The 18,734-nt window shown below is 38.4% G+C and carries 30 protein-coding genes and 1 pseudogene; 12 read left to right on the forward strand and 19 right to left on the reverse strand.

Annotated features, from left to right (window positions below):
- Window positions 1-5 precede the first annotated feature (5 nt).
- From EG365_RS00295 to EG365_RS00375, 17 genes and pseudogenes are all read right to left on the reverse strand, one after another.
- A complete protein-coding gene (locus tag EG365_RS00295) occupies window positions 6-1,664 on the reverse strand; it encodes a hypothetical protein (RefSeq protein WP_000220360.1) in 1,659 nt (552 codons plus the stop codon).
- A complete protein-coding gene (locus tag EG365_RS00300; protein WP_000113271.1) occupies window positions 1,661-2,170 on the reverse strand; it encodes a DUF2280 domain-containing protein in 510 nt (169 codons plus the stop codon). Before EG365_RS00300 ends, EG365_RS00295 begins: the two co-directional genes overlap by 4 nt.
- A gap of 47 nt (window positions 2,171-2,217) precedes the next feature.
- On the reverse strand, window positions 2,218-2,865 hold the full coding sequence (locus tag EG365_RS00305) for a putative metallopeptidase (RefSeq protein ID WP_000787534.1): 648 nt from the start codon (window positions 2,863-2,865) through the stop codon (window positions 2,218-2,220).
- Window positions 2,866-2,959: 94 nt separating this feature from the next.
- Window positions 2,960-3,718, reverse strand: coding sequence for a hypothetical protein (locus tag EG365_RS00310; protein WP_000715269.1), 759 nt, complete (start codon window positions 3,716-3,718; stop codon window positions 2,960-2,962).
- Between the two features lie 261 nt (window positions 3,719-3,979).
- Window positions 3,980-4,630, reverse strand: a complete 651-nt coding sequence (locus EG365_RS00315) for a hypothetical protein (protein ID WP_002001437.1) — start codon at window positions 4,628-4,630, stop codon at window positions 3,980-3,982.
- 195 nt (window positions 4,631-4,825) lie between these two features.
- A complete protein-coding gene (locus EG365_RS00320) occupies window positions 4,826-5,326 on the reverse strand; it encodes a hypothetical protein (RefSeq protein WP_000783470.1) in 501 nt (166 codons plus the stop codon).
- Window positions 5,323-5,718 carry a DUF559 domain-containing protein gene (locus tag EG365_RS00325; protein WP_000100185.1) on the reverse strand — a complete coding sequence of 132 codons (396 nt, stop codon included), beginning with the start codon at window positions 5,716-5,718 and terminating at the stop codon, window positions 5,323-5,325. The genes EG365_RS00320 and EG365_RS00325 overlap by 4 nt, the downstream gene beginning before the upstream one ends.
- Window positions 5,718-5,942, reverse strand: coding sequence for a hypothetical protein (locus EG365_RS00330; RefSeq protein ID WP_001288422.1), 225 nt, complete (start codon window positions 5,940-5,942; stop codon window positions 5,718-5,720). Before EG365_RS00330 ends, EG365_RS00325 begins: the two co-directional genes overlap by 1 nt.
- The gene (locus EG365_RS00335) at window positions 5,935-6,357 is read right to left on the reverse strand and encodes a hypothetical protein (RefSeq protein ID WP_001143186.1); all 423 of its coding nucleotides are present in this window, start codon (window positions 6,355-6,357) and stop codon (window positions 5,935-5,937) included. The genes EG365_RS00330 and EG365_RS00335 overlap by 8 nt, the downstream gene beginning before the upstream one ends.
- Window positions 6,347-6,769, reverse strand: a complete 423-nt coding sequence (locus EG365_RS00340; RefSeq protein ID WP_000647820.1) for a hypothetical protein — start codon at window positions 6,767-6,769, stop codon at window positions 6,347-6,349. The genes EG365_RS00335 and EG365_RS00340 overlap by 11 nt, the downstream gene beginning before the upstream one ends.
- A complete protein-coding gene (locus EG365_RS00345) occupies window positions 6,766-7,515 on the reverse strand; it encodes a hypothetical protein (RefSeq protein ID WP_000544510.1) in 750 nt (249 codons plus the stop codon). The genes EG365_RS00340 and EG365_RS00345 overlap by 4 nt, the downstream gene beginning before the upstream one ends.
- The gene (locus EG365_RS00350; protein WP_000280079.1) at window positions 7,508-8,437 is read right to left on the reverse strand and encodes a YdaU family protein; all 930 of its coding nucleotides are present in this window, start codon (window positions 8,435-8,437) and stop codon (window positions 7,508-7,510) included. The genes EG365_RS00345 and EG365_RS00350 overlap by 8 nt, the downstream gene beginning before the upstream one ends.
- A pseudogene (locus tag EG365_RS19570) lies at window positions 8,430-8,794 on the reverse strand (hypothetical protein). Before EG365_RS19570 ends, EG365_RS00350 begins: the two are co-directional and overlap by 8 nt.
- A complete protein-coding gene (locus EG365_RS00360; protein ID WP_001084140.1) occupies window positions 8,791-9,087 on the reverse strand; it encodes a hypothetical protein in 297 nt (98 codons plus the stop codon). Before EG365_RS00360 ends, EG365_RS19570 begins: the two are co-directional and overlap by 4 nt.
- Window positions 9,084-9,359, reverse strand: a complete 276-nt coding sequence (locus EG365_RS00365; RefSeq protein WP_001095601.1) for a hypothetical protein — start codon at window positions 9,357-9,359, stop codon at window positions 9,084-9,086. The genes EG365_RS00360 and EG365_RS00365 overlap by 4 nt, the downstream gene beginning before the upstream one ends.
- Window positions 9,360-9,418: 59 nt before the next feature.
- Window positions 9,419-9,739: a hypothetical protein gene (locus EG365_RS00370; protein ID WP_000048916.1), complete on the reverse strand. Its 321-nt coding sequence runs from the start codon at window positions 9,737-9,739 to the stop codon at window positions 9,419-9,421.
- Window positions 9,740-9,749: 10 nt separating this feature from the next.
- Window positions 9,750-10,001, reverse strand: coding sequence for a Cro/CI family transcriptional regulator (locus EG365_RS00375; protein WP_000996060.1), 252 nt, complete (start codon window positions 9,999-10,001; stop codon window positions 9,750-9,752).
- Between the two features lie 108 nt (window positions 10,002-10,109).
- Here EG365_RS00375 and EG365_RS00380 point away from each other — a divergent pair, with 108 nt between their 5' ends.
- The 12 genes from EG365_RS00380 to EG365_RS00435 all read left to right on the forward strand — a co-directional run bounded on the left by EG365_RS00380 (window position 10,110) and on the right by EG365_RS00435 (window position 16,007).
- Entirely contained in the window at window positions 10,110-10,874 is a 765-nt protein-coding gene (locus EG365_RS00380) for a LexA family transcriptional regulator (RefSeq protein ID WP_001093658.1), read from the forward strand.
- 14 nt (window positions 10,875-10,888) lie between these two features.
- Window positions 10,889-11,104 carry a hypothetical protein gene (locus EG365_RS00385; protein ID WP_000370484.1) on the forward strand — a complete coding sequence of 72 codons (216 nt, stop codon included), beginning with the start codon at window positions 10,889-10,891 and terminating at the stop codon, window positions 11,102-11,104.
- 50 nt (window positions 11,105-11,154) lie between these two features.
- Window positions 11,155-11,481 (forward strand): hypothetical protein, encoded by a 327-nt coding sequence (locus EG365_RS00390; protein WP_000171519.1) that lies wholly within the window; start codon window positions 11,155-11,157, stop codon window positions 11,479-11,481.
- 358 nt (window positions 11,482-11,839) lie between these two features.
- Complete coding sequence (locus EG365_RS00395; RefSeq protein WP_001101463.1) at window positions 11,840-12,280, forward strand: hypothetical protein; 441 nt, start codon at window positions 11,840-11,842, stop codon at window positions 12,278-12,280.
- 2 nt (window positions 12,281-12,282) lie between these two features.
- Window positions 12,283-12,606, forward strand: a complete 324-nt coding sequence (locus EG365_RS00400; RefSeq protein WP_000181049.1) for a hypothetical protein — start codon at window positions 12,283-12,285, stop codon at window positions 12,604-12,606.
- A gap of 10 nt (window positions 12,607-12,616) precedes the next feature.
- The gene (locus EG365_RS00405) at window positions 12,617-13,738 is read left to right on the forward strand and encodes an ATP-binding protein (protein WP_001207480.1); all 1,122 of its coding nucleotides are present in this window, start codon (window positions 12,617-12,619) and stop codon (window positions 13,736-13,738) included.
- Window positions 13,735-14,736 carry a hypothetical protein gene (locus tag EG365_RS00410; protein ID WP_000698524.1) on the forward strand — a complete coding sequence of 334 codons (1,002 nt, stop codon included), beginning with the start codon at window positions 13,735-13,737 and terminating at the stop codon, window positions 14,734-14,736. Before EG365_RS00405 ends, EG365_RS00410 begins: the two co-directional genes overlap by 4 nt.
- Before the next feature lies 1 nt (window position 14,737).
- Window positions 14,738-14,995: a hypothetical protein gene (locus EG365_RS00415; protein WP_000654796.1), complete on the forward strand. Its 258-nt coding sequence runs from the start codon at window positions 14,738-14,740 to the stop codon at window positions 14,993-14,995.
- Window positions 14,986-15,195 carry a hypothetical protein gene (locus EG365_RS00420; protein WP_000453807.1) on the forward strand — a complete coding sequence of 70 codons (210 nt, stop codon included), beginning with the start codon at window positions 14,986-14,988 and terminating at the stop codon, window positions 15,193-15,195. Before EG365_RS00415 ends, EG365_RS00420 begins: the two co-directional genes overlap by 10 nt.
- Window positions 15,192-15,476, forward strand: coding sequence for a hypothetical protein (locus EG365_RS00425; protein WP_000048755.1), 285 nt, complete (start codon window positions 15,192-15,194; stop codon window positions 15,474-15,476). Before EG365_RS00420 ends, EG365_RS00425 begins: the two co-directional genes overlap by 4 nt.
- Before the next feature lie 3 nt (window positions 15,477-15,479).
- Window positions 15,480-15,737 carry a hypothetical protein gene (locus EG365_RS00430; protein ID WP_000005650.1) on the forward strand — a complete coding sequence of 86 codons (258 nt, stop codon included), beginning with the start codon at window positions 15,480-15,482 and terminating at the stop codon, window positions 15,735-15,737.
- Window positions 15,738-16,007 (forward strand): hypothetical protein, encoded by a 270-nt coding sequence (locus EG365_RS00435; RefSeq protein WP_000910238.1) that lies wholly within the window; start codon window positions 15,738-15,740, stop codon window positions 16,005-16,007. It abuts the gene before it with no gap.
- A gap of 5 nt (window positions 16,008-16,012) precedes the next feature.
- Here EG365_RS00435 and EG365_RS00440 read toward each other — a convergent pair whose 3' ends face one another.
- Together EG365_RS00440 and EG365_RS00445 are read right to left on the reverse strand one after the other, a co-directional pair.
- Window positions 16,013-17,275, reverse strand: a complete 1,263-nt coding sequence (locus EG365_RS00440; protein ID WP_000773619.1) for a tyrosine-type recombinase/integrase — start codon at window positions 17,273-17,275, stop codon at window positions 16,013-16,015.
- Between the two features lie 500 nt (window positions 17,276-17,775).
- Window positions 17,776-18,639 carry an iron-containing redox enzyme family protein gene (locus EG365_RS00445; RefSeq protein WP_000037351.1) on the reverse strand — a complete coding sequence of 288 codons (864 nt, stop codon included), beginning with the start codon at window positions 18,637-18,639 and terminating at the stop codon, window positions 17,776-17,778.
- Between the last annotated feature and the right edge of the window lie 95 nt (window positions 18,640-18,734).

The following is an 18,734-nucleotide window of genomic DNA, read 5'->3' on the forward strand; positions in this document are numbered from 1 at the left end:
TCTCTTTATAGCTTGCCCCAAATATTGAGCTCAGCAATTTGCGGGTTAAAGCAAATCATCACGCTATCTGCCCGGTTCGGTGAAGCTGTGCCATCAGGTTGTTTGTTGACTAGGATTTTCCCAACACCGTTTTTTGTGTACGTTGGTTGAGATAGCTCAGTAGTGAGTAGTGCTAATTCCTTGGCATCGATATCTTCACTTGATAGTGAAATGATCATGTCTGGATCATAATCACGCCCATCAAGTGCTCTAAAAGTTTCTTGGAAGCGTAAACGTAATGACCACCAAGACTGAGCTTTCAAATTGGCAAAAAAGTCTTTATTAAGACGTTTCTCTACCATTTCCCCTTCAGGGTCATGAACTGAACCGGATCCGCGGAATGACTCCACATTAATCTCGGATAAGCCCAGCTCTCTGCGCTTTTCATTAATCACACGGGCATCACCACGGCACCCAGCGCCAAGGCCATCGGCATCGTAAAACAGCGTATCGATGGATTTCTCGAAGCAGAAATCCATAGCTTTTTGAGTCGTTCCAAAAATGTCATCGCCTTTACCAGACCATGTGGCCAAGTAAGTCATGACAACGCCGTGACGTGCTGCAAAAGAGTTTTTATCCTTACCTTCATCTGCAACGTCTAAGCCGCCAATACGGTCACCAGTCGGCTCAATCTGAAGCTTCTTATGCGCATCGATAGCAGCTTGAACCCAAGTACTAGGAATTAAGACGCCTTCTACAGAAGCGGCATAGTTAATATCAACCTCTTGAGCAAGAACCACATCATCAAGTGTGGCCAGCTGCTTTTCATACCATGGGTAAATAACTTTGCCGTTATAGGTAACGGTCCAGTTCTTATCCGGGTTAGCTCGCCAAGGCATGGTAAAGACGGCGTAACGACCACTAAATCTATCCTGGTGAAATCGATCACCAATACCGTTAGGTGTGGATCCTTTAATATGAACGTTGGTGTTTTGAGAAATGGCAGCATCTACAGCTTCTTGCCGTTCTACGAATGCCCATTCGTCCAAAAAATACATCGTAGTACGTCCACCACGCCCGATGTTGTCACCCGCTTCACCAGTAATAGTTGCGCCGTTATCTGGGTTAATGATTCGCATGTAGTTATCATGCACTTTCTCGACAAAGCCCTTAGGTTTTAACCATTGGGGCATTTTGCTGAACATATCGCGGAATTTATGAAATAGGGTTTTAGGGTCGCCCTTCTTATCTACCAACTCTTCCTTACGGCTACCAACACCACCTGCAAAACCTTCAACGAATAACCAACGATGCAAGAAAAAACCCAGCACAACGTAGCTCATGCCCTCATCACGGGATTTTTCAATTAGACCGTGTGTTTGGGTGCTTTCACGTTCCTCTAGCCACTCCACAAGCTCAACTTGTTTAGGCCGTAATACAAAAGGAATATTGGCAGGTAAACCAAAAGCCATACCGCGCGGATCATATGTCCATATCCAATTGTTAAACCAATGGACTGGATCCTTACTGCACTTGTATAGCTCTGCTTGAATGCTAAGTTCGTTTTGCTCAATTGCAGCCTTGTAGTAATAACGCCGTGTCATCTCAGTCATTACTTCAGGCAGGCGTACGTTAATAGTCCACTCTTTAATTAAAGGGGCTATTTCATCTAATGCGTATGTCATAGCTTTCCATTAATCACTAAGCGAGAAAGTTCCTGAGGCGAGAGTTTCGAAAGCTCTTCAGGTTTATATGCTGGTTGAGGTGGCTTTTCTGTATTTTCCGTTTTAACTGGCCCACCACCAGCCCCTGTTATTTCCTTACGGTTGGTATATAAGCCGCCAACCTCTTTAGCTGCCTGCTCTAAAAGGCTCGGCACAATGACAGGGTTTTCTTTGAATTGTTCATGATCGATGAACCGTTGTAGACGCTTGAGGCGGTAGGCAATGTTTGCGATTGGAATTGCGCTAAGGTTGTCGTTCATTTCCTTTCGCACTCTGTAGAACTCAGTTTTAAATTCTTCGCTTAAGTCCTGTCCTGTTTTTTTTGTTGGGTCGTATGCTTCACATTGCTGTTTGGTTACGGTGATACCAAATTCTTCTTGGACGCCTCTTGCTGTTTCACTAGGTGTCTCATAGGTAGCAAGTGACCGTACTATATAGAGTTTCACCCGTTTATTAAGCCTTGCCATTTATCTCTATCCGTCCAAGTACGTCCAAGTAGAGTGGCAAAAAAAATTTAAACCACCTTCAAGTTACAAGTGCCGCAAGCGTAATGAACATCTGCCCGTGACAGCTGCGGTCTTTTATTAGCTGCTTCAACCATCCGCATAACATCCTCACTAGCTCCATATCGACGAACAACACCTGTAAATTCTTCAACATCGTGACCTTGAATAGCTAACTTAGGCATACCAGTTTCTCTGTTATAAGCTGGTGTTCCGTATTGGTCCTTCTTATGTGCAATGTGATAAAGCTCGTGTTCAACCAAAGCACAAAAGTTCACATCACTTGCTATACGTGAATATGAAGCATCAAAAGTAATTAAGTATTCAGGTAAATAATTGAACCATTGGATGTATTGTTCTTCTTGTCGTTCTTTCTTCCAGCCACCAGCATTGATCATGACTTTTTCAGTAGTCCCAATGACCTGACGGCCTTGCTTTTTAAAGCCAGATCTAGCCCACATCACAGCAATATCTGGATATCGAAATGACCGTAAATGCATATGATCAGGGTTAAATAATTTAGATTTAGGGTCTAGAAAAACCTTTCTTATCCATTCCCATAATTCTGGCGCTGGAACAAAGTTAGGTGTATCCATTTCAAAAAGCCATTCTGGAGGCATTGGACGAACAGGAACATGAAAGCCAACTTCGTTTTTCATAAATTAGTTCCATTAAAAAGTCCCTATTCGGGACTTGGTAATTTAAAACTTAAGTAAAAGTGATTTTTCTTTAAATCTCTAAACTATTAATAGTTTAGTTACTATTTTGCGCCTCAAGCATATCTAACAGACTTTTTCGAAACTCAGGAATTGAAAAAACATCAATATATGGCATTCTAAGTATTCGTTTATTTTTCTTAAGAACTCCTAAACTAGAAACGGACTGAGATGAATCCGTATAGTAAAAAAATTCAAAACAGTATCCCTCAAAAATAGTTAAAAAACGAATTCGTTCATTATTATCAATACTACAATGAATATCAGTTATAAAATCTAACTCTTCATTCTTAAAAGAAGTTATCGTGCTTACTAATTTTGAAATTCTGACATCGTAACATTCTGTTAGAACTACACGATCATTCTTAATACATTCTTTTAAAAAATTTTTTGCAACTGGCGATTCATCAAAAAATTTCAATTTATTAAAAACTTCATGACTAGATTCAATTCCTCTCCATATAATAGAAATTAAATATAAAATTAGTTTTTTTTGATTAACACCCTGAATTTCATAGTGATTATCTCTTTTTTTATGTTTTACAGATTTCTTTTTATTTCTTAAAATATCTAGAGAATAGCCTTCATATTTTGTATTTAAATCATGCTCGCAATCTCCACATAGCATATATGTGGCCCACTGATCTTGATCTTTAATCACTTTTTTATGCTGTTTATCAAGTCTTAAAGCGTAATTTGCACCATTTAAAGCCTTTTTAAAAACTGCTCTCCCAATAACATGAGAGCGCTTCAATTCTTTTTCTAGGTCGCATAGTTTACAAATTCCTTTTTTCATATTTTTTCTGCATATAGCTTTTGAGGTTTAATTTATATTTTATCAATAAAATTAAAGTAATAAAAATTTTATGATTATTTATTAAATAAAAAGCCCCGCCAATAATCGATATTTAGCAGAGCTTCTTGTGCCATACTATGCTCGGCAACTTTTCTATAGAATCGTAAAGGTAAAAGTTTAAAAATCCTTTCATTGGAGATTATTAATTAAAATAATATCGTTTAAATTCATCTTATTAAGCAATAAAAAATCAATATCACCCTACTGTTCAACTTCTTTAAATAAAATATACAAAGCTGCATAGTTATCTATAGCTGTAACAATTTCCTGCTTTTTTTGATCAAATGGTATAACAGGTGTCCGTTTTTGATGAACTTTATCAATAATCTCATCTTTCAACTCGATATAAAAAACCGTAGATTTAGGGAATTCATCGCTATCATTGAATTGTTTGCCATAAAATAAAGGATAAAATTTATTTAATTGATCAATTAACAACCTTGTTAATTGAACTTTTATTTCAGACTTAAGATCATTGAAACAATCCGATTGTTTAATTTCATTGATGAGTGAAAAAAAATATTCTGCTCTACTATCCACTAAATGGCTGCTTCCAAAAACACCTGAAAAATGTAAACTTTTCAAAAGTAACATCCGATATGTTGAAACTTTAATTGACTTTAATTGATCTATTGTTACTTGTAACTCCTTTTTTGCTTCTTTTAGTTTAACGATATTGCCTCCAATAGATAGCTCTTGAACCTCATCAAAATATGCAATTATTGCGGATACAATTGCAGAAAATATTATCAAAATGACGAAGTGGTTTGGCTCAATATATTTATTCCTTAAAAGGATAAAGGAAATAAATGAAAATAAGACAAACGTAATTAAAGAAAATATGATTCTCATGCAGTTTTTTTAGCAAAGAAAATTTTATTATCAACGATTTAAATATCGTTGCAATAAATTTTTCGATATTTTCATTTAAAGATAGTTTATTCATTCTGATAAAATAAAAGCCCATCATTTGATGAGCTTTAATACCAGTGATTTACTTACACTTCCAACACTGTATCACAAATATGCCATACCCCGTGCGCACACTCAAGCGGTTTTTTCAAAAGTTTCAAATCTGAAATGCGGATTTCGACTTTTGATATAAGCCATACCACATTTTAAATCCTGTCTGATTTGATTAACTGAAGTGTCATTACTTTGAGCAATATCACGTAATGAATTGCCCATAACATGATGTGACCAAATTGCTGAGATCCATTCTTGTAAAATATGGTCTTCAATTAATTTAATATCAATAATCAATCTATGGATTGCACGTGCCTCATTGTCATTTAACTCACAGCAAGTACCCTTACGGCGAATGCATAAACGATCTTTTAGATTTTCATCGCTCATATACATAGCTATTAATTTTTCTCTTTGTTTTTGAGTGATGCGTTTTGTTGGCATCGTCTTAACAATTTTGACCATTGTTTCGGTATCGCCGTTTAGCCAAGCTCCAAGCTGGCGACACCACTCTTCAAAACTAAATCTAGACCAATCGACCGCTTGTAAAATGTGTTGTTGTACTGGCATATTCATTTTCATCCCACCAATTGCTCAATTTGTTTAATCGCCACGCCTGCTTTCACTTGCTCTGTGCTGAACCGTAAAACTGTAAAACCCATCATTGCTGCGGAGTTGTATTTCTCCATATCCCCTAAATAGCCCTTACCTCTTGTGTGACGGCCTCCGCTCCAGATCCCGCCTTCTACCTCAATCAAAATCTTTGAACCCTTTATTAAAAAATCTGCTCTCCATTTGCGTTCAGGATGGAACTTATATTCCTGTTCAAAACCAATCTTGCATGCTCTTAAATGCGTTGCCAGAACCACTTCACCCACACTTGGTTGTCTGGCAACTTGCTTTGCTGAACGGCGCTTTTTATTTTTCTTTATGGGAAATAACTTGCGGTATTCAGCAATGCTGACTGATGACATCAAGCACCACCTTTGAGCACTTGCTCTATAGCTTTAAGGGTTCGAATCATTGCCATTTGTAGAAATTCATGATTGCCGCGCATGTCTTCTTCAACATACTGCAAAGCATATTGAGTCTCTTTTAATGCCCCATCTAAACGCTTTTGCAGCTCCTCCACTTTCGCTTGTTGTTCTTTTTGAATCTCCCAAGCCCACTTTCCAGATTTACCCTCAAACTCACTCATGGCTGGCTCCTTTTTCTGCATCACACATTTCACATTTATCTATATGCCCCCACCCATCATCTCGAATGAAGCCAAACCCCTTACAAGCCTTACATTTGACTTTCTTTTTCTCACCCACCAAGAAATATCGATCTTTCTGGTTGTAGGTAATATCAATAGAACCTGAGTAATAGCGCCTTAACGCCCCATCAATATGAAATTCGTGTGGACCTACACAAAACATCCACCCCGAATCCCCGCCGCACTTTGTAAACCATGTGAAATATGCTTCTCTCCATTTCACATAACGGCCAGACAGATGAGGAGTCAACAATTCAATTAAACGTGCTCTAAGCATCTCCATGCTTGCTGACATATCTCCATAGTGATATTCAAGATCGTAGCTATACTCGCCTGTGTTATATCTAGTTGGCATGAGATTCACCGCCTCCGTATATTGATTCGTGGTCGCGGATAGCAGTCATCACACGCTTAATTGAAATGGAACCATCTGGAATGAAGTCGCAAAAATCATCAAGAAAGCTCAATCTCCCATTTCCCACCATGCGAACATGCGTGTAACCAACATGCTTATCTGTCGTAATGAATGCAGGCGTTAGCTTCTCAACTCCACCTAAATCGCTGATGATTTTCAAAGACTCCACCAGACGTTTAAGCTCAACCAAATCTACAAAATACTTCTCACGATCTGCTGGGCTGATTTCTACACTTTGACCACATTGGAACTCATAACCCTCGTTCCATTCAGTTGCGTTATCGGGTGCTGAATCTACGATTTCCTTCGCGTATTGCAGTCCTTTATCTCTAATCAATTTAGATGCTTTCATGCATTCGCCCCATCAATTAGCTGAAGAATATTTCTAGGTATTGGCATACCTTCACGGCGGCACATCTCAGCGTATTCGTGCGGATTGTCGAAAGGATCTGGACCTAATTCTTTTGCAAGCTCAGGCTCTTTTTCTTTTGCCTCAAGTTTTTGAACTGGTGCAGGTTTACGACCATTGATTTTTAATCTTTCCATCAATGATTTGAGATGCTTTTGAGCCTCGTCATTGCTCACAGGAACGTGTTTAGGTTCTTTGTGTTCTAGTTGTAGCGGTGGAGCGTAAAACTCTTGCTGACGACCTTTCAATTGAGCTTTAGCCACCATCACGTTATAGGTTCCGAAGAAATTATCTTGAGCTGCTCGCATTTGGCCGGCTTCGATCAAATACATCACTTCGTCTAATGCATATTTTGTAATTTGTGTAATAACCACGGTACTGTCAGTCGTAAACTTACATGCACGTGACCAAGCTTCCTCTGGAGACATCCAACTTTCACCAATACACCAGGTGCGAAACTCAGCAAATGACGGCATAAAACGTCCACCTGCTGTAAGTAATCGAGCAAGTGCGTTGTTAAATTGGTTTTGTTGAACGCCAACCAGTGTTTTAAGTGCGATTTGCTCAACCACTGACAGAGGAATTGCGCTTTCGCCTGTTGCTGGAAATTGCTTATTGAACTGAGCAGCGTAAACAGTGCGAAGAGATGCGATTAATTGACGCACTTCGTTCAAGGTAATCTCATGCATGACCTACCTCCTCAATCATTGGAAACTTTTTTGCTGGGGTTACATCCACGATTTGAGATTCGCTCTGTTCTTCAAAAAGATTAGCGAAGTAACCCGACTCTTGTGGTTTTTGACCAGCTGAATTGATTTGCTCTTGTTTCTTGCGGTTAGCAGCAACTTGTTTCTCGTTGTTTTGAACCCAAGAGAACCACTTAACCAACCAGATGCTTGGTGTATTCAATGAACTAGATTCGTTTGCAAAGTACCAGTCACCGAAATTTTGAATCATGGTTCTCAAGTCGATTTCAGGTACAGAAACAAATCTTTGTTGAGCAAGTGAGATGAAATCGTATTGAAACTCGCTGTATTCAGAAATGAATTCACGCATTGAGTAACGCTTGTGATCATCGATCTGATACTGAGCAAATTGGATTGGTGTAAATTGCGAATTTTCTTCACGCGCATTACTACTACTATCTATATATTGGTTATCGGTTAACGGTTTATGGTTAAGGTTTTTTTGGCTTTCACTTTCAGAACCCAAAATTAACCCACTGGGTTTTTGTGGGTTTTCAGAATTAACCGAGTCGCCTTCACTTTGGTTTTCTTTTGGTTTTTCCTTACGTGGACGCCCACCTTTCTTACCATTTTCACGATTTTTATCCCCTACTTTTTGATAAGCGGCGATTTCTGAATCACAACGTTTGTTGTGAAACCCGTCTTCCTCTTCCACAAAAAACTCTTGCAGCACAATTAATACTGCATCCCTTTCTTCTTGGGTATTTGCACGTAACCGACGAAAAACCGACTGGGTTTCTTTGGGTAATGGTTTTTCATTCAAATAATAGAAATCGAGAGCACGGCGATAAAAGCACTCTTCAACTGGGCTAAGGTGCGCTGTAGCAACCATAAAGTCGCTGATATGGTGGAGATATTTATACATCAGTGACTGCTCCTAATTTTACAAGACCGCGCATTTCCAACTGACGAATAATTCTTGGAGGAATAAATTCGTTGTTGATTTTGTAGCGAGTACGAGACTTTTCTTTCACCTGAATTAGTTTGTGCCCATCCTCCATGAGACGGCGAACTGCTATAGCCTGCCCCCCCCCATATGAGTTAATTCTTCAAGTTGATAAAATCTTTCCTGAGCCTCAATTGCGGCATTCATGACTGAAAGTGGCATGGCTGCTAATTCTTTAGCCGTATAGATCTTTACTGGTTGCTCCAGTGGAATTACCACCTCTAGCGGTGTGGTGGAAACGGAAATATCCTGTTTTCTTCTTGCTGCATATCTCACTTTTCACCACCCTTTGGCTTAACATAGCCTCCAAAAGAATCAACCAAACACGCCTTGGTTAAGCTGGTTACAATCTGCTGTGCTAACCACTGCGTTATGCGAAATTGACGAGCCATAGCCTCTGAAAATTCAATCTTTGTTACCGCTGCATTATTTTCGTCATAACCTTTGTTACGTAAATTTTGCTTTTTCACCTCAAATAGGTGCCCAAGTACTCGTAATGCAGGCTCATAGAAAGATTGGATTTCACTTTGCTGGCGAGAATCTTTGATTTGCTGTGTAAAGCTGTTCATGACACCTCCGCTAATGCTTGCTCAGCGCTTGTTAGTCGGCGTTTGGCGTTAAGTTCAGCAACTGTTGCTGTGCGGATTTCTTTTGAAGAAACTAGAATCAAATGATTCTCTGATTTGATGGTCCATAAACTAGTCAAAGTTTTGTTTTTAACTTCAAACAAATCATTTGATTTGAAAGTACGGCACTCTTTAGTAAGCACTACAACGTCACCTATTAAAAAATCAGGTGAGTTGAGTTCGATTGGTTGTTCTGATAAATTGTTTGTGTTCATTTGATCCACCTCAATTGAATGCCTATAAACCACTCTCTACCTGGATGGGGAGTGGTTTTTTATTTGAATAAAATCCGCATGTATTCAGGTGAAGTGAATGCATGTGCTAAATAAACTCGCGTTGCTTCTGCAATTTCAGGTGAGCAATACACATCACTTTCTTGCACAACCTTCAAACCAATGGCTGTCAACAAAAAGCTAATAAACTCAATCTCAGTCCATCCATTTGATTTCTTTTCTGTTTTCATCCGTGAAAGGATGCTTGCATCGACATTTATCATCTCTGCTACTTGTCTTTGATTGCTAGCGTTAAGTGCTTGCAATATGAGCGATTCGTTATTGCTAGCGCTTGCAGGCAATTCATTTAATACTTTGCTCATGGTTTAGTTCCTAAGCGGTTAATGATCCAAGGTTTTTGCTTTTTGTCGTCTGGGGACGAAGTTCAATCCAAATATCTTGATAGTTATCAGGGAAAAGCTCTTTTCGCGTTGTTAAACCAAGATCTTCAGCAATAACTGCTAGCCTGATTTTTCTATCAAGGGGGATAGCTTTCCATCCACTAACTGATGACGGAGCAATCCCCAAAAGTCTTGCTACCGCTGTGACACCACCTAGCTTGTCTATAAGTTGTGCGTCATTCATAACGTGCTCCTAATTTTTCTTTAATTATTAGGCATTCCTTATATTAAATCAATAGGAATACCTAATTTTATTTATGTTAGGATTTCCTAACATTCTGAGGATAGTTGTATGAATACTCTTGCTGAACGACTTAGGTATGCCATGGAAGTTTTGCCACCTAAAAAGATTAAAGGTGTTGAGCTTGCTCGTGCAGTAGGAGTTAAACCTCCTTCTGTGAGTGATTGGCTGTCTGGAAAATCCAAAACAATGGAAGGTGAAAATTTATTACGTGCCTCAAAATTTTTGAATGTAAATCCTTCATGGCTTGCATCTGGCACGGGAGAGATTCAATCAAGCACGAGAGATAAATTTAAACAACTGGATATCGAAGAGTTCAAAAAGAAATACAACATTAGTGATAGTGATGAAGCTCTTTTATTTTCAACAATTATCGAAAAACCGTTTATCCCATCATCTAAGCGTTGGGTTCCTGTTAAGGCTTACTCCAAGATGGGCATGGATGGCTATTTCACAGATATGGGTTATGAAGGCAATGCTGGAGATGGGTATGTTCCAACTCACTCAGCAGGACCAAGAGCCTATGGCATTAAAGGAACTGGCGACTCAATGTTTCCAGCAATTCGTAATGGCTGGTATGTTGTATGCGACCCTGATGCAGATCTTGTGCCGAATGAGTTTGTTCAGGTGTGCTTGAAGGATGGAAGATGCACAATTAAAGAATTTGTCGGCATCAATGGTGGGGTTTTAAGTTTGCTTTCTGTGAATGGTGGTGAGCGATTTTTCTTTGAAATGGACGAAGTTGAAAGTATTACCGCTATTACAGATATCGTGCCGCCAAGTCAGCATAGACAAGAACATCCTTATTCGCATTAATCACAGGAAGACTTATGGACAATTCAAAACGACCAATCAACCAGATTATTGCTCGCATCAATGATGCTGCAAAACATGGTGAAGCTTTGGTGTTGACTGCTGAAGAAGTAAAGATTCTTTCTAAAGATATTGGCGACAAAGTCTTTATTCCTGTGCTTACTAATGAGCAGGTCGTGCAGTTGGTAAAAGAAGGAAAGCTAGGTCAGAAAATTAATAACATAAAAGATTAATAAACTGTGAACCCGACACAGTCTTAACAACAGATCGGGTGGAGAATAAAATGACATTAGAAAATGTTTTTAAACAAGCAATTGATTCAAAAAAGAAAGTAAAACTATCTTTTTTTTCAAAAGAAGATAATCGAGAATTAGTTAGAAAATGCGCCCCTATGGACTTTGGCCCAAGTAGACGAGCGCACAATAAAGATGATCGATTTCATTTATGGGATTATGAAAGTGATTCAAGGGTTCATACCTTGAGCCTATTGCCTAATCAAATATCAAATATAGAAGTAATTGATGAGGAATTTTGTCCCAGTGAGTTTATCACCTGGAACATCAGCAAATCTCCTTGGTTTTATAAAAGAGATTGGGGTCAATATTCATAATTTTATCGAATAACCAAAAACACTGTTCTTTGGTCAATTCAATAGCGTCATTTTCATCTGGATTCGACCCATTAAAAGACAACATCCAAACCGTTCCTTCTGCTTCAATCGACTCAATAACTAATGGTGGTGATGAATTTTTTATTGTTCCTGTCATCATAACAAACTCCAAACAACCCATCCCTGTGATGGGTTTTCTTTTGTCTATTAAAGCACAAAAATTAGGTATTTCTAATTTTATTAGGAATACCTATTGACTTAATAATTAGGTTTACCTAATATCTATCTCACAGACAACAAAAAAGCACACCGCCCCTCCCCAGGTCCGATGTGCTTTTGCAAAACTGCGAGATCAATTATGAACGTAAAAGTTAACTCATTCAACTCATTTGCATTTGTCAGCATGGCTGCTGTTGCAATCTCAGGTGGTTCTTTAGTTGCTTGTCAGCTACAACCAGCTTTCCAAACAAAAGAAGCTCCTTCTCTATTTACTCCAAAAACGCAACCAAGTACTTACGGGGTTTTAACCGCAAAAATAACAGGTAAACATTCTGGCGTTGCTGTAATTAAATTAGATAGCTTCCGTTTAAACGTTAGCTTTGATTTTGAAGCTCATCCAGACAGCTACGGCGTTCCGGGTTCTGAATTCACCGCTGTCGATATTACCCAACTCACTGTGAATGAAATCACTGACATTAACGGTAAGTCATATAACGATTTCACCGAATTTGAAGACATCCGCAACATCAATGACCTTCTAAAAGGCTTCATCGAACGTAACAAGTTGGTGGAGGCTTAAAGATGACTAATTTCAAAAAACACCCTGACGGCTATATGTCATTTTTAGGCCGTGATGATAAGGGCCTCTACTCTGTCCGCATTGGCTGGCAAGTGTACGCATCTAATGCTAATGGCTCAGTTCTTTACAAGGTGAAGGACTCAGTTAAGACACCTTTGGACGTTGAAAAGTTCCAAACTGACTATCCAAAAGTTTGGAATGAACTCACACAAGAAATCGACTTCCAACGCAGAAAGCAGCTCGCAATAAAGCTACGTGAAACAAACATCCCTACACGTGACCGCAAAGCTTATAAAACTAAGCGCGGCTTCACTGGCTCAAGATAAGGATAATAAAATGGCTCTACCGATTATTACTGCTGACCAAACTTTATTGGTTCAAGCAATTATTGTGTACCTATACGCGGATCCGGGTTTAGGTAAATCATCGATGGGCTTTACTGCGGAAAAAGCAATTTCTTTTGACTTTGACCGTGGTGCTCACCGTACTGGTGAATTACGTCGAGGTGCGGTTGTACAGGTTCAACAATGGAGTGATGTTGCAAACCTTACTCCGCAGGACTTAGCACCATATAAAACCGTAGTCATTGATACCGTGGGTGCAATGCTTGAATGCATTAAAACCCATCTATTGCTAACTGCTAATAACCGTCAAAAAGATGGCTCTTTAAAGTTAAAGGCTCAAGGTTTAGCGAACCAAACTTTTAAGCAATACATCAATACTTTGATCAGTTTAGGTAAAGATGTTGTTTTCATTGCACACGCATCAGAAGATCAAAACGGTGATCAAATTATTTACCGACCAGATCTAGGTGGTAAAAACCGTAACGAGCTTTACCGTATTGCAGATGTCATGGGTTATCTAACAACTGTTACTACTGGTGAAGGTAAAAATGCCCGCGTTATTAATTTCAAACCTTCGCCTACACATCATGCGAAAAACTCAGGTGCTTTAGGCGGTGAAACCGGTGAAGTATGGGTGCCTGATCTTAAAGCACACCCTACTTTCTTGGCTGACCTGATTACTCAAGCTAAAGATCACATTAACACCTTAACGCCTGCACAACTTGCAGCAGCTAAAGCCCAAGAAGAGCTAGAAAACTGGAAACAAAGCTGTGAAGAAGCTGAGCATGCAGGTGACCTTAATCAATTAACTGAGTCGCTTGATAAAGAACACATGTATTACCAGAACATGCGCCAAACAATGTTAATGAGAGCTAAAGCATTGAATTGCACGTTTGATAAGCAACGTGGCACTTGGATTAGTCCACCAGAATTTAACGGTATCTCAGATCAACAAAGAGATGAACTTCAAAACTTCATAGCTGAACGCGGCCTAGACGTGAAAACAGTTTGTGAACACTTCGGCATAGATGCCCTTATCCAAATTGAAGAGGCAAAACTACCAGCAGTTAAACAAGACATTGAAACATTAGCTAAAACGGGGATGACAGCATGAAAATACTAAATAAAGTTGAAGCTAAACTTGCTTGGGCCAACGGTGAATTACTTTTAGTAAATAATACTGAGCGTAATGGCTGGGAGCCATTTAACCCTTATGACTTTGGCTTTGATGTTTTTGATAAATTCGAATTTCAATTAAAGCCTAGAACTATTTTTATTGGCGAATTTGAGGTACCTGAACCATTAAAAGAAGCGCCTGCTAAAGGTTCTACTTGCTCTTACCCAAGTCCAACTGTTGAATTAGGTGTGCAGCAGTTTAAGTGGAATGGTTCAAAAGGACAATTACGCATGCTTCAGCATGGCCAAGTCCACTCAAGTTTTGATAATGCTTTTGCTCATTGCTGCGCGATTATTAAAGTCAGTGGTGGTGAGTTTGCTGAAGATATGCTCAAACTTCTGAACAAGCCAACTGATGAAGTTGAAGAAGAAAAGCCTTTAGAAAATGAAGTTGAGAAATCACCTCAGGTTAATACTGAAAAAACAGTAATTGAAGAGCCTACTAAAGATTTAAAAGAGGATCTCGATAGTGCAATTGTTGTTACTGAGGGGCCTTATGTTTCATCATCCGAGGATCTATTAGTTCCAGAAACTAACGAGCCTAAAGTAGATCCAGAATATCAGCAAACCCTAGATACTCTTCTACAGCGTGTAAAAGAGTCAAAAACACCTGCAGAAGTAAATGCGGTTTATCGTTATACCCGCAAATGGGATGACGAACAAATGAAGCCTATCCTTCTCGCCACTCACAAACGTCTTGAAGAGCTAGAAAAAGAACAGGCATCTGCGAATGAGCCACCCTCTTTAATGGTTCAGATCCAGAACGCACCAGACCTTACAACGCTAGATGCTTTGGAAATAGACGTGGCTGCACGAGATCCGCAGATTCAACCGAAGCTAATGGGGTATGTGAGAAAACGCCGCTATGAATTAGAGAATCCTACACCTACCCAACCTGAAGCTGATCCTGATTATCTATTAGTGGACGGTTACTAGAATGAAAGACCAATTCAAGAAAGTGAATAACAAGCACTTACTTGGTTTTACTAATTACTTGCACTTGCTGGGCTTTGTAATAGTCCAGCAAGGGTTAAACCAAGCAATGCTTTTAACGAAACATTATGCCGTACCAGTAGCTTGGCGCCGCATAACAATAGACTACAACAACCGGTTAAATAAACCCGCTCAGCAGCTTTATAAAGAGTTTGTTGAGTGGACTAAAGAAGAATATTTGAGGGCTCAAAAATGGAAGTAAGAATTAAGTCTGTAAATGGCCCCAGCCCTTTACCAGCAAATTTACAAATGGATGTTGTTTATAAAGCTGTTCGCATAGATGCCAATCGAATGAAAGTAACTTGTGATGATGGTCAAGTGATTACAACAAGCATTTCAAAATCTGGTTATTTGGGCGATTGGGGTGAATGGGAAATTTTAAGTGAGGATTCTCAACAATGAGCAAAGTTATTGGTGAAGTTAATTTGAGCCCTAGCAGTATTGAAGGTACTCCGGATCAGGTAGCTGTTCATATTTTTGAAAAAATCATTTGTCCAAGTACTGAAGAGCTTCTCAAAAACAATCCGGAAGCTGCAAAAGTTTTTGCATATCACATTTTTGGTTTAGCACTGTCTCAACTAGCAGAGTTTCATTCAACCAAAAGTCTAGATAAAGCTGTAACCGTTACTCTTCACAACCTTTTGCGTCAATTGAAGAAAGAACGTAATGAGTTGAGGAGCTAATGGATGAGTGAAGTAAAAGTTAAAACATGTGATTTTTGTGATGATGGAAATGGTGAATGCATTTTCCCCTATTACGGCCTTGCCCCTCATATTCACACAAAGCCAATTGGCGGCACTGTATTTCTAGACGGGTCATTACCTGAAAACTTCTGTCCTGATGGGGATGGTTTAGGCATGTATACACATTGTCTGAATTGCGGGGGTGACGGCACCTATGAGGGTACTCAATTAGAAGTTAAAGCGGAAAGTAAGGAGGAGTAAATGTTAAAAGATCTGAGAAATCTATCTGATGCAGAGCAACAAGAATATTTGGATCGCTTCATAATGGCTAATGAAGAACAGAAGTTCCCTCAAGAGGTTGTGGCACTTTATTTAGATTGCTCGCCTTGGACATTAGCTAGAATGCGTTGTGATCAATCATCACTGCCTTTCTCGAAAATTGGAAGACGTGTTTCATATAAAAAGAAGGACGTTTTGAAGTATGAGCAAAGCAAGACTGTGCTTAATACAGCACAGCTTGCAACAGTTTAAGGCGGTTAGACCGCCTTTATTTCTTTTAATCTTTCTGCCCATACAGATTGGTAATTAAAGCAATCAATCTTACCTTGATACACCGCTTCAATCATGTTCATTGAAGCTCTTAATTCCTCATCTGGAATTTGAACATAACCACCTGTCACATCAATTCTTGGTTTAGCCGTGTGATTAAGAAGTCTTTTTGTCACATAAATATTAAATCTTAAAAGGTTGCATATAGTGGCAAATGTACGACGGAAATCATGCATTGAAACGTAATAGTCAACTTCCTTACCCACTCTATTCAATAATGTATCTACCTTAGTTGCATGCATATTCCACGAAGTAGGCATCTTAGTAGCTGGGAAAACCCAATCGTTTTCTCTTAATAACCAACGTTCACGCAAAATACTGTGTAGATGATCACCAATAGGAAAAGTATGATCTGAACCATTTTTGGTATCTCTAAAAGTTAAGGTACCATTTTTAATATCTACATCAGACCACTTTAAACAACATGCCTCCTGTTTACGGCATCCCGTATACATGCACATCAATACAATATCCCGATGCGTGTTAGACCTAGCAGTATTTTCCAGATTTAACTCATCTTCATAATGAAGCACTGCATTGTAATATTTGTGAATGATGTCTTTATGGAGATGTCTATCCCTACTTTCTATTTTATTCCAACCTCTTGTTACGGAAATAATGTCAACTGGATTACTTTTAAGAATCGGGTTCTCATCTGTTGAATAAAGAACATGAATATACTTCCATAAGGTACCTAAAAGAGATACAGCACCATTTGCTGACGACTCACTTACTTCTGATACCTCAATAAATCGATCCAGTACTTCTTGCTTAGATATCTGGAAAAGCTTTTTGTTGCCCCACCCCAAATATAAATCAAAATACTTACGGTACTGCCTAATTGTTTTTGGTCTAAAGTCATTTCTATCAATATAAATTTGAAGAGCTTCATTCACGGTAATATCTAAAGGATTAGCAACCTTCTTTAATTTGATAGGCTTTTCATATTCATTGTTTGAAATTTTCGCCAGAATCATCTGAGCTTTTGCTCGAGCATTTGTTGCAGGAATATCGGTAGTTTTGCCAATTGTCACTCGATAGAGTTCACCTTCATGCCTCCTTTCAACAATATAGGTTTTACTTTTATTAGTTACCCGAACAGCAAAACCGATCAGTTCTGCATCTCTATATATTTTTTGACCTTTTTCAGTTAATGGAATAGCATCAACAGTAGATTTGTTGAGTTTCATGTCTTAAACCTGTTTTAGCGAACTTTGATTTAACCATGTTTCTCAACAGTCTACAAATAGTCTACAAGCGTTTTTAGTTAACAATAAAATACGTCATTTTATGGTTATAAGTTCTTGTTTTAATTTACTTTAATAAAAATACAAAAACCACAGGTATATTATAAAAGAAGTAGAATCCGCCTAATCTGGTTTGGATTGTAAATGGTTGGAACAAGACTTAAACCTTTGTACTTTCAATAGGTTAAAAATTTCAGATAGCTGTATATGAATGTATTCATTTGCTCACACTTATAGGATGCATGTTTTTAAGCCCCATACATATCAACTTACTGACTTTCGTAATTCTATCATTTCCCACAGATGCAAATAATGTATTAAATGAAATACTTCAGGTTATTAGTTTATAGATGGGCTGGATTTAAAGTATTAAAAAAGCCTATTCATATATATGAATAGGCTTTTTAGTTTTTATCAATTATTCGTCTTACTATGGATACAAGTTATGCTAACTTCTTTGCTTCTAAGTAGTGAATATCAGCAATTTGTGCATCCCAAAACTCATTCCATAAAGCACAATAATCCATACAAAGCGTTGTTAAGCTCTCATAGTCTTCTTTAGTTATTGCTTGCGCTAACGCAAACCAGAGATCATCTTCATGATCATCATCTGCTGCTTCTGAGGTTTCGTCAGTAGATACCCCATGAACATGGTAATAGCCGCCACCTTCAACATCTACACCAATAGCCTTAGTCGCTTCACGAAGTGGTGGGCTAAAAAGAATCACTTCTTCTTCGGCCACTGCAAGTAAAGCAACTACTTTAATATAACTATCATAAGATGATTCTAGAAAATTTCTTACCTGATCTGCAATTTTTGAAGGTTGATACCCTCTACGGTCCTTCTCACTCAAACCATAATCATTCAATAAATCTTCATATAAAGGATAATGTGCATACTCCGGATTACCTAGATAATAATTGTCCAGGTCTGTTCCGGGTCTAAAACCAAATTCATCAAGTACATTTAAACTTAATAAAACACGTGGAAACATTTTAGCTCCAGAATGGAGTTTAGGCTCCAATTGTTTTGTCTGGAACTGGGCCATTAATAAGGCATCAGTAAAGATCTGAACAATCGCATGACGATATTCTAAATGAATTCTTGTTAAAGTGAATTTATCAAGCAATCCATTATTTAAAACTTCGATCGCCGGATGTTTACATACTGGTAATTCAGCAATTCTCGCTCTTAATTGTTTGAGAAATTTTAGATTTTCTTCCCACTGTTCTGTAGGAATACTATTCTTCATCCCCAGTAATGCCTTTTGTCTTGGATTATCGAAATCTTCAAATTTTTTTGACATAATCATTCTCAATAACAAATTAATTCTTATAGTTAGGTTATGAGTTCCCCATTATTTTAATCGTGCATTCATTTGCTACTAAATAAAATTGTATA

Origin of the sequence: Acinetobacter sp. FDAARGOS_494, assembly GCF_003812225.1 — a bacterium.
In the GTDB taxonomy this organism is placed as follows: Bacteria; Pseudomonadota; Gammaproteobacteria; order Pseudomonadales; family Moraxellaceae; genus Acinetobacter; species Acinetobacter baumannii.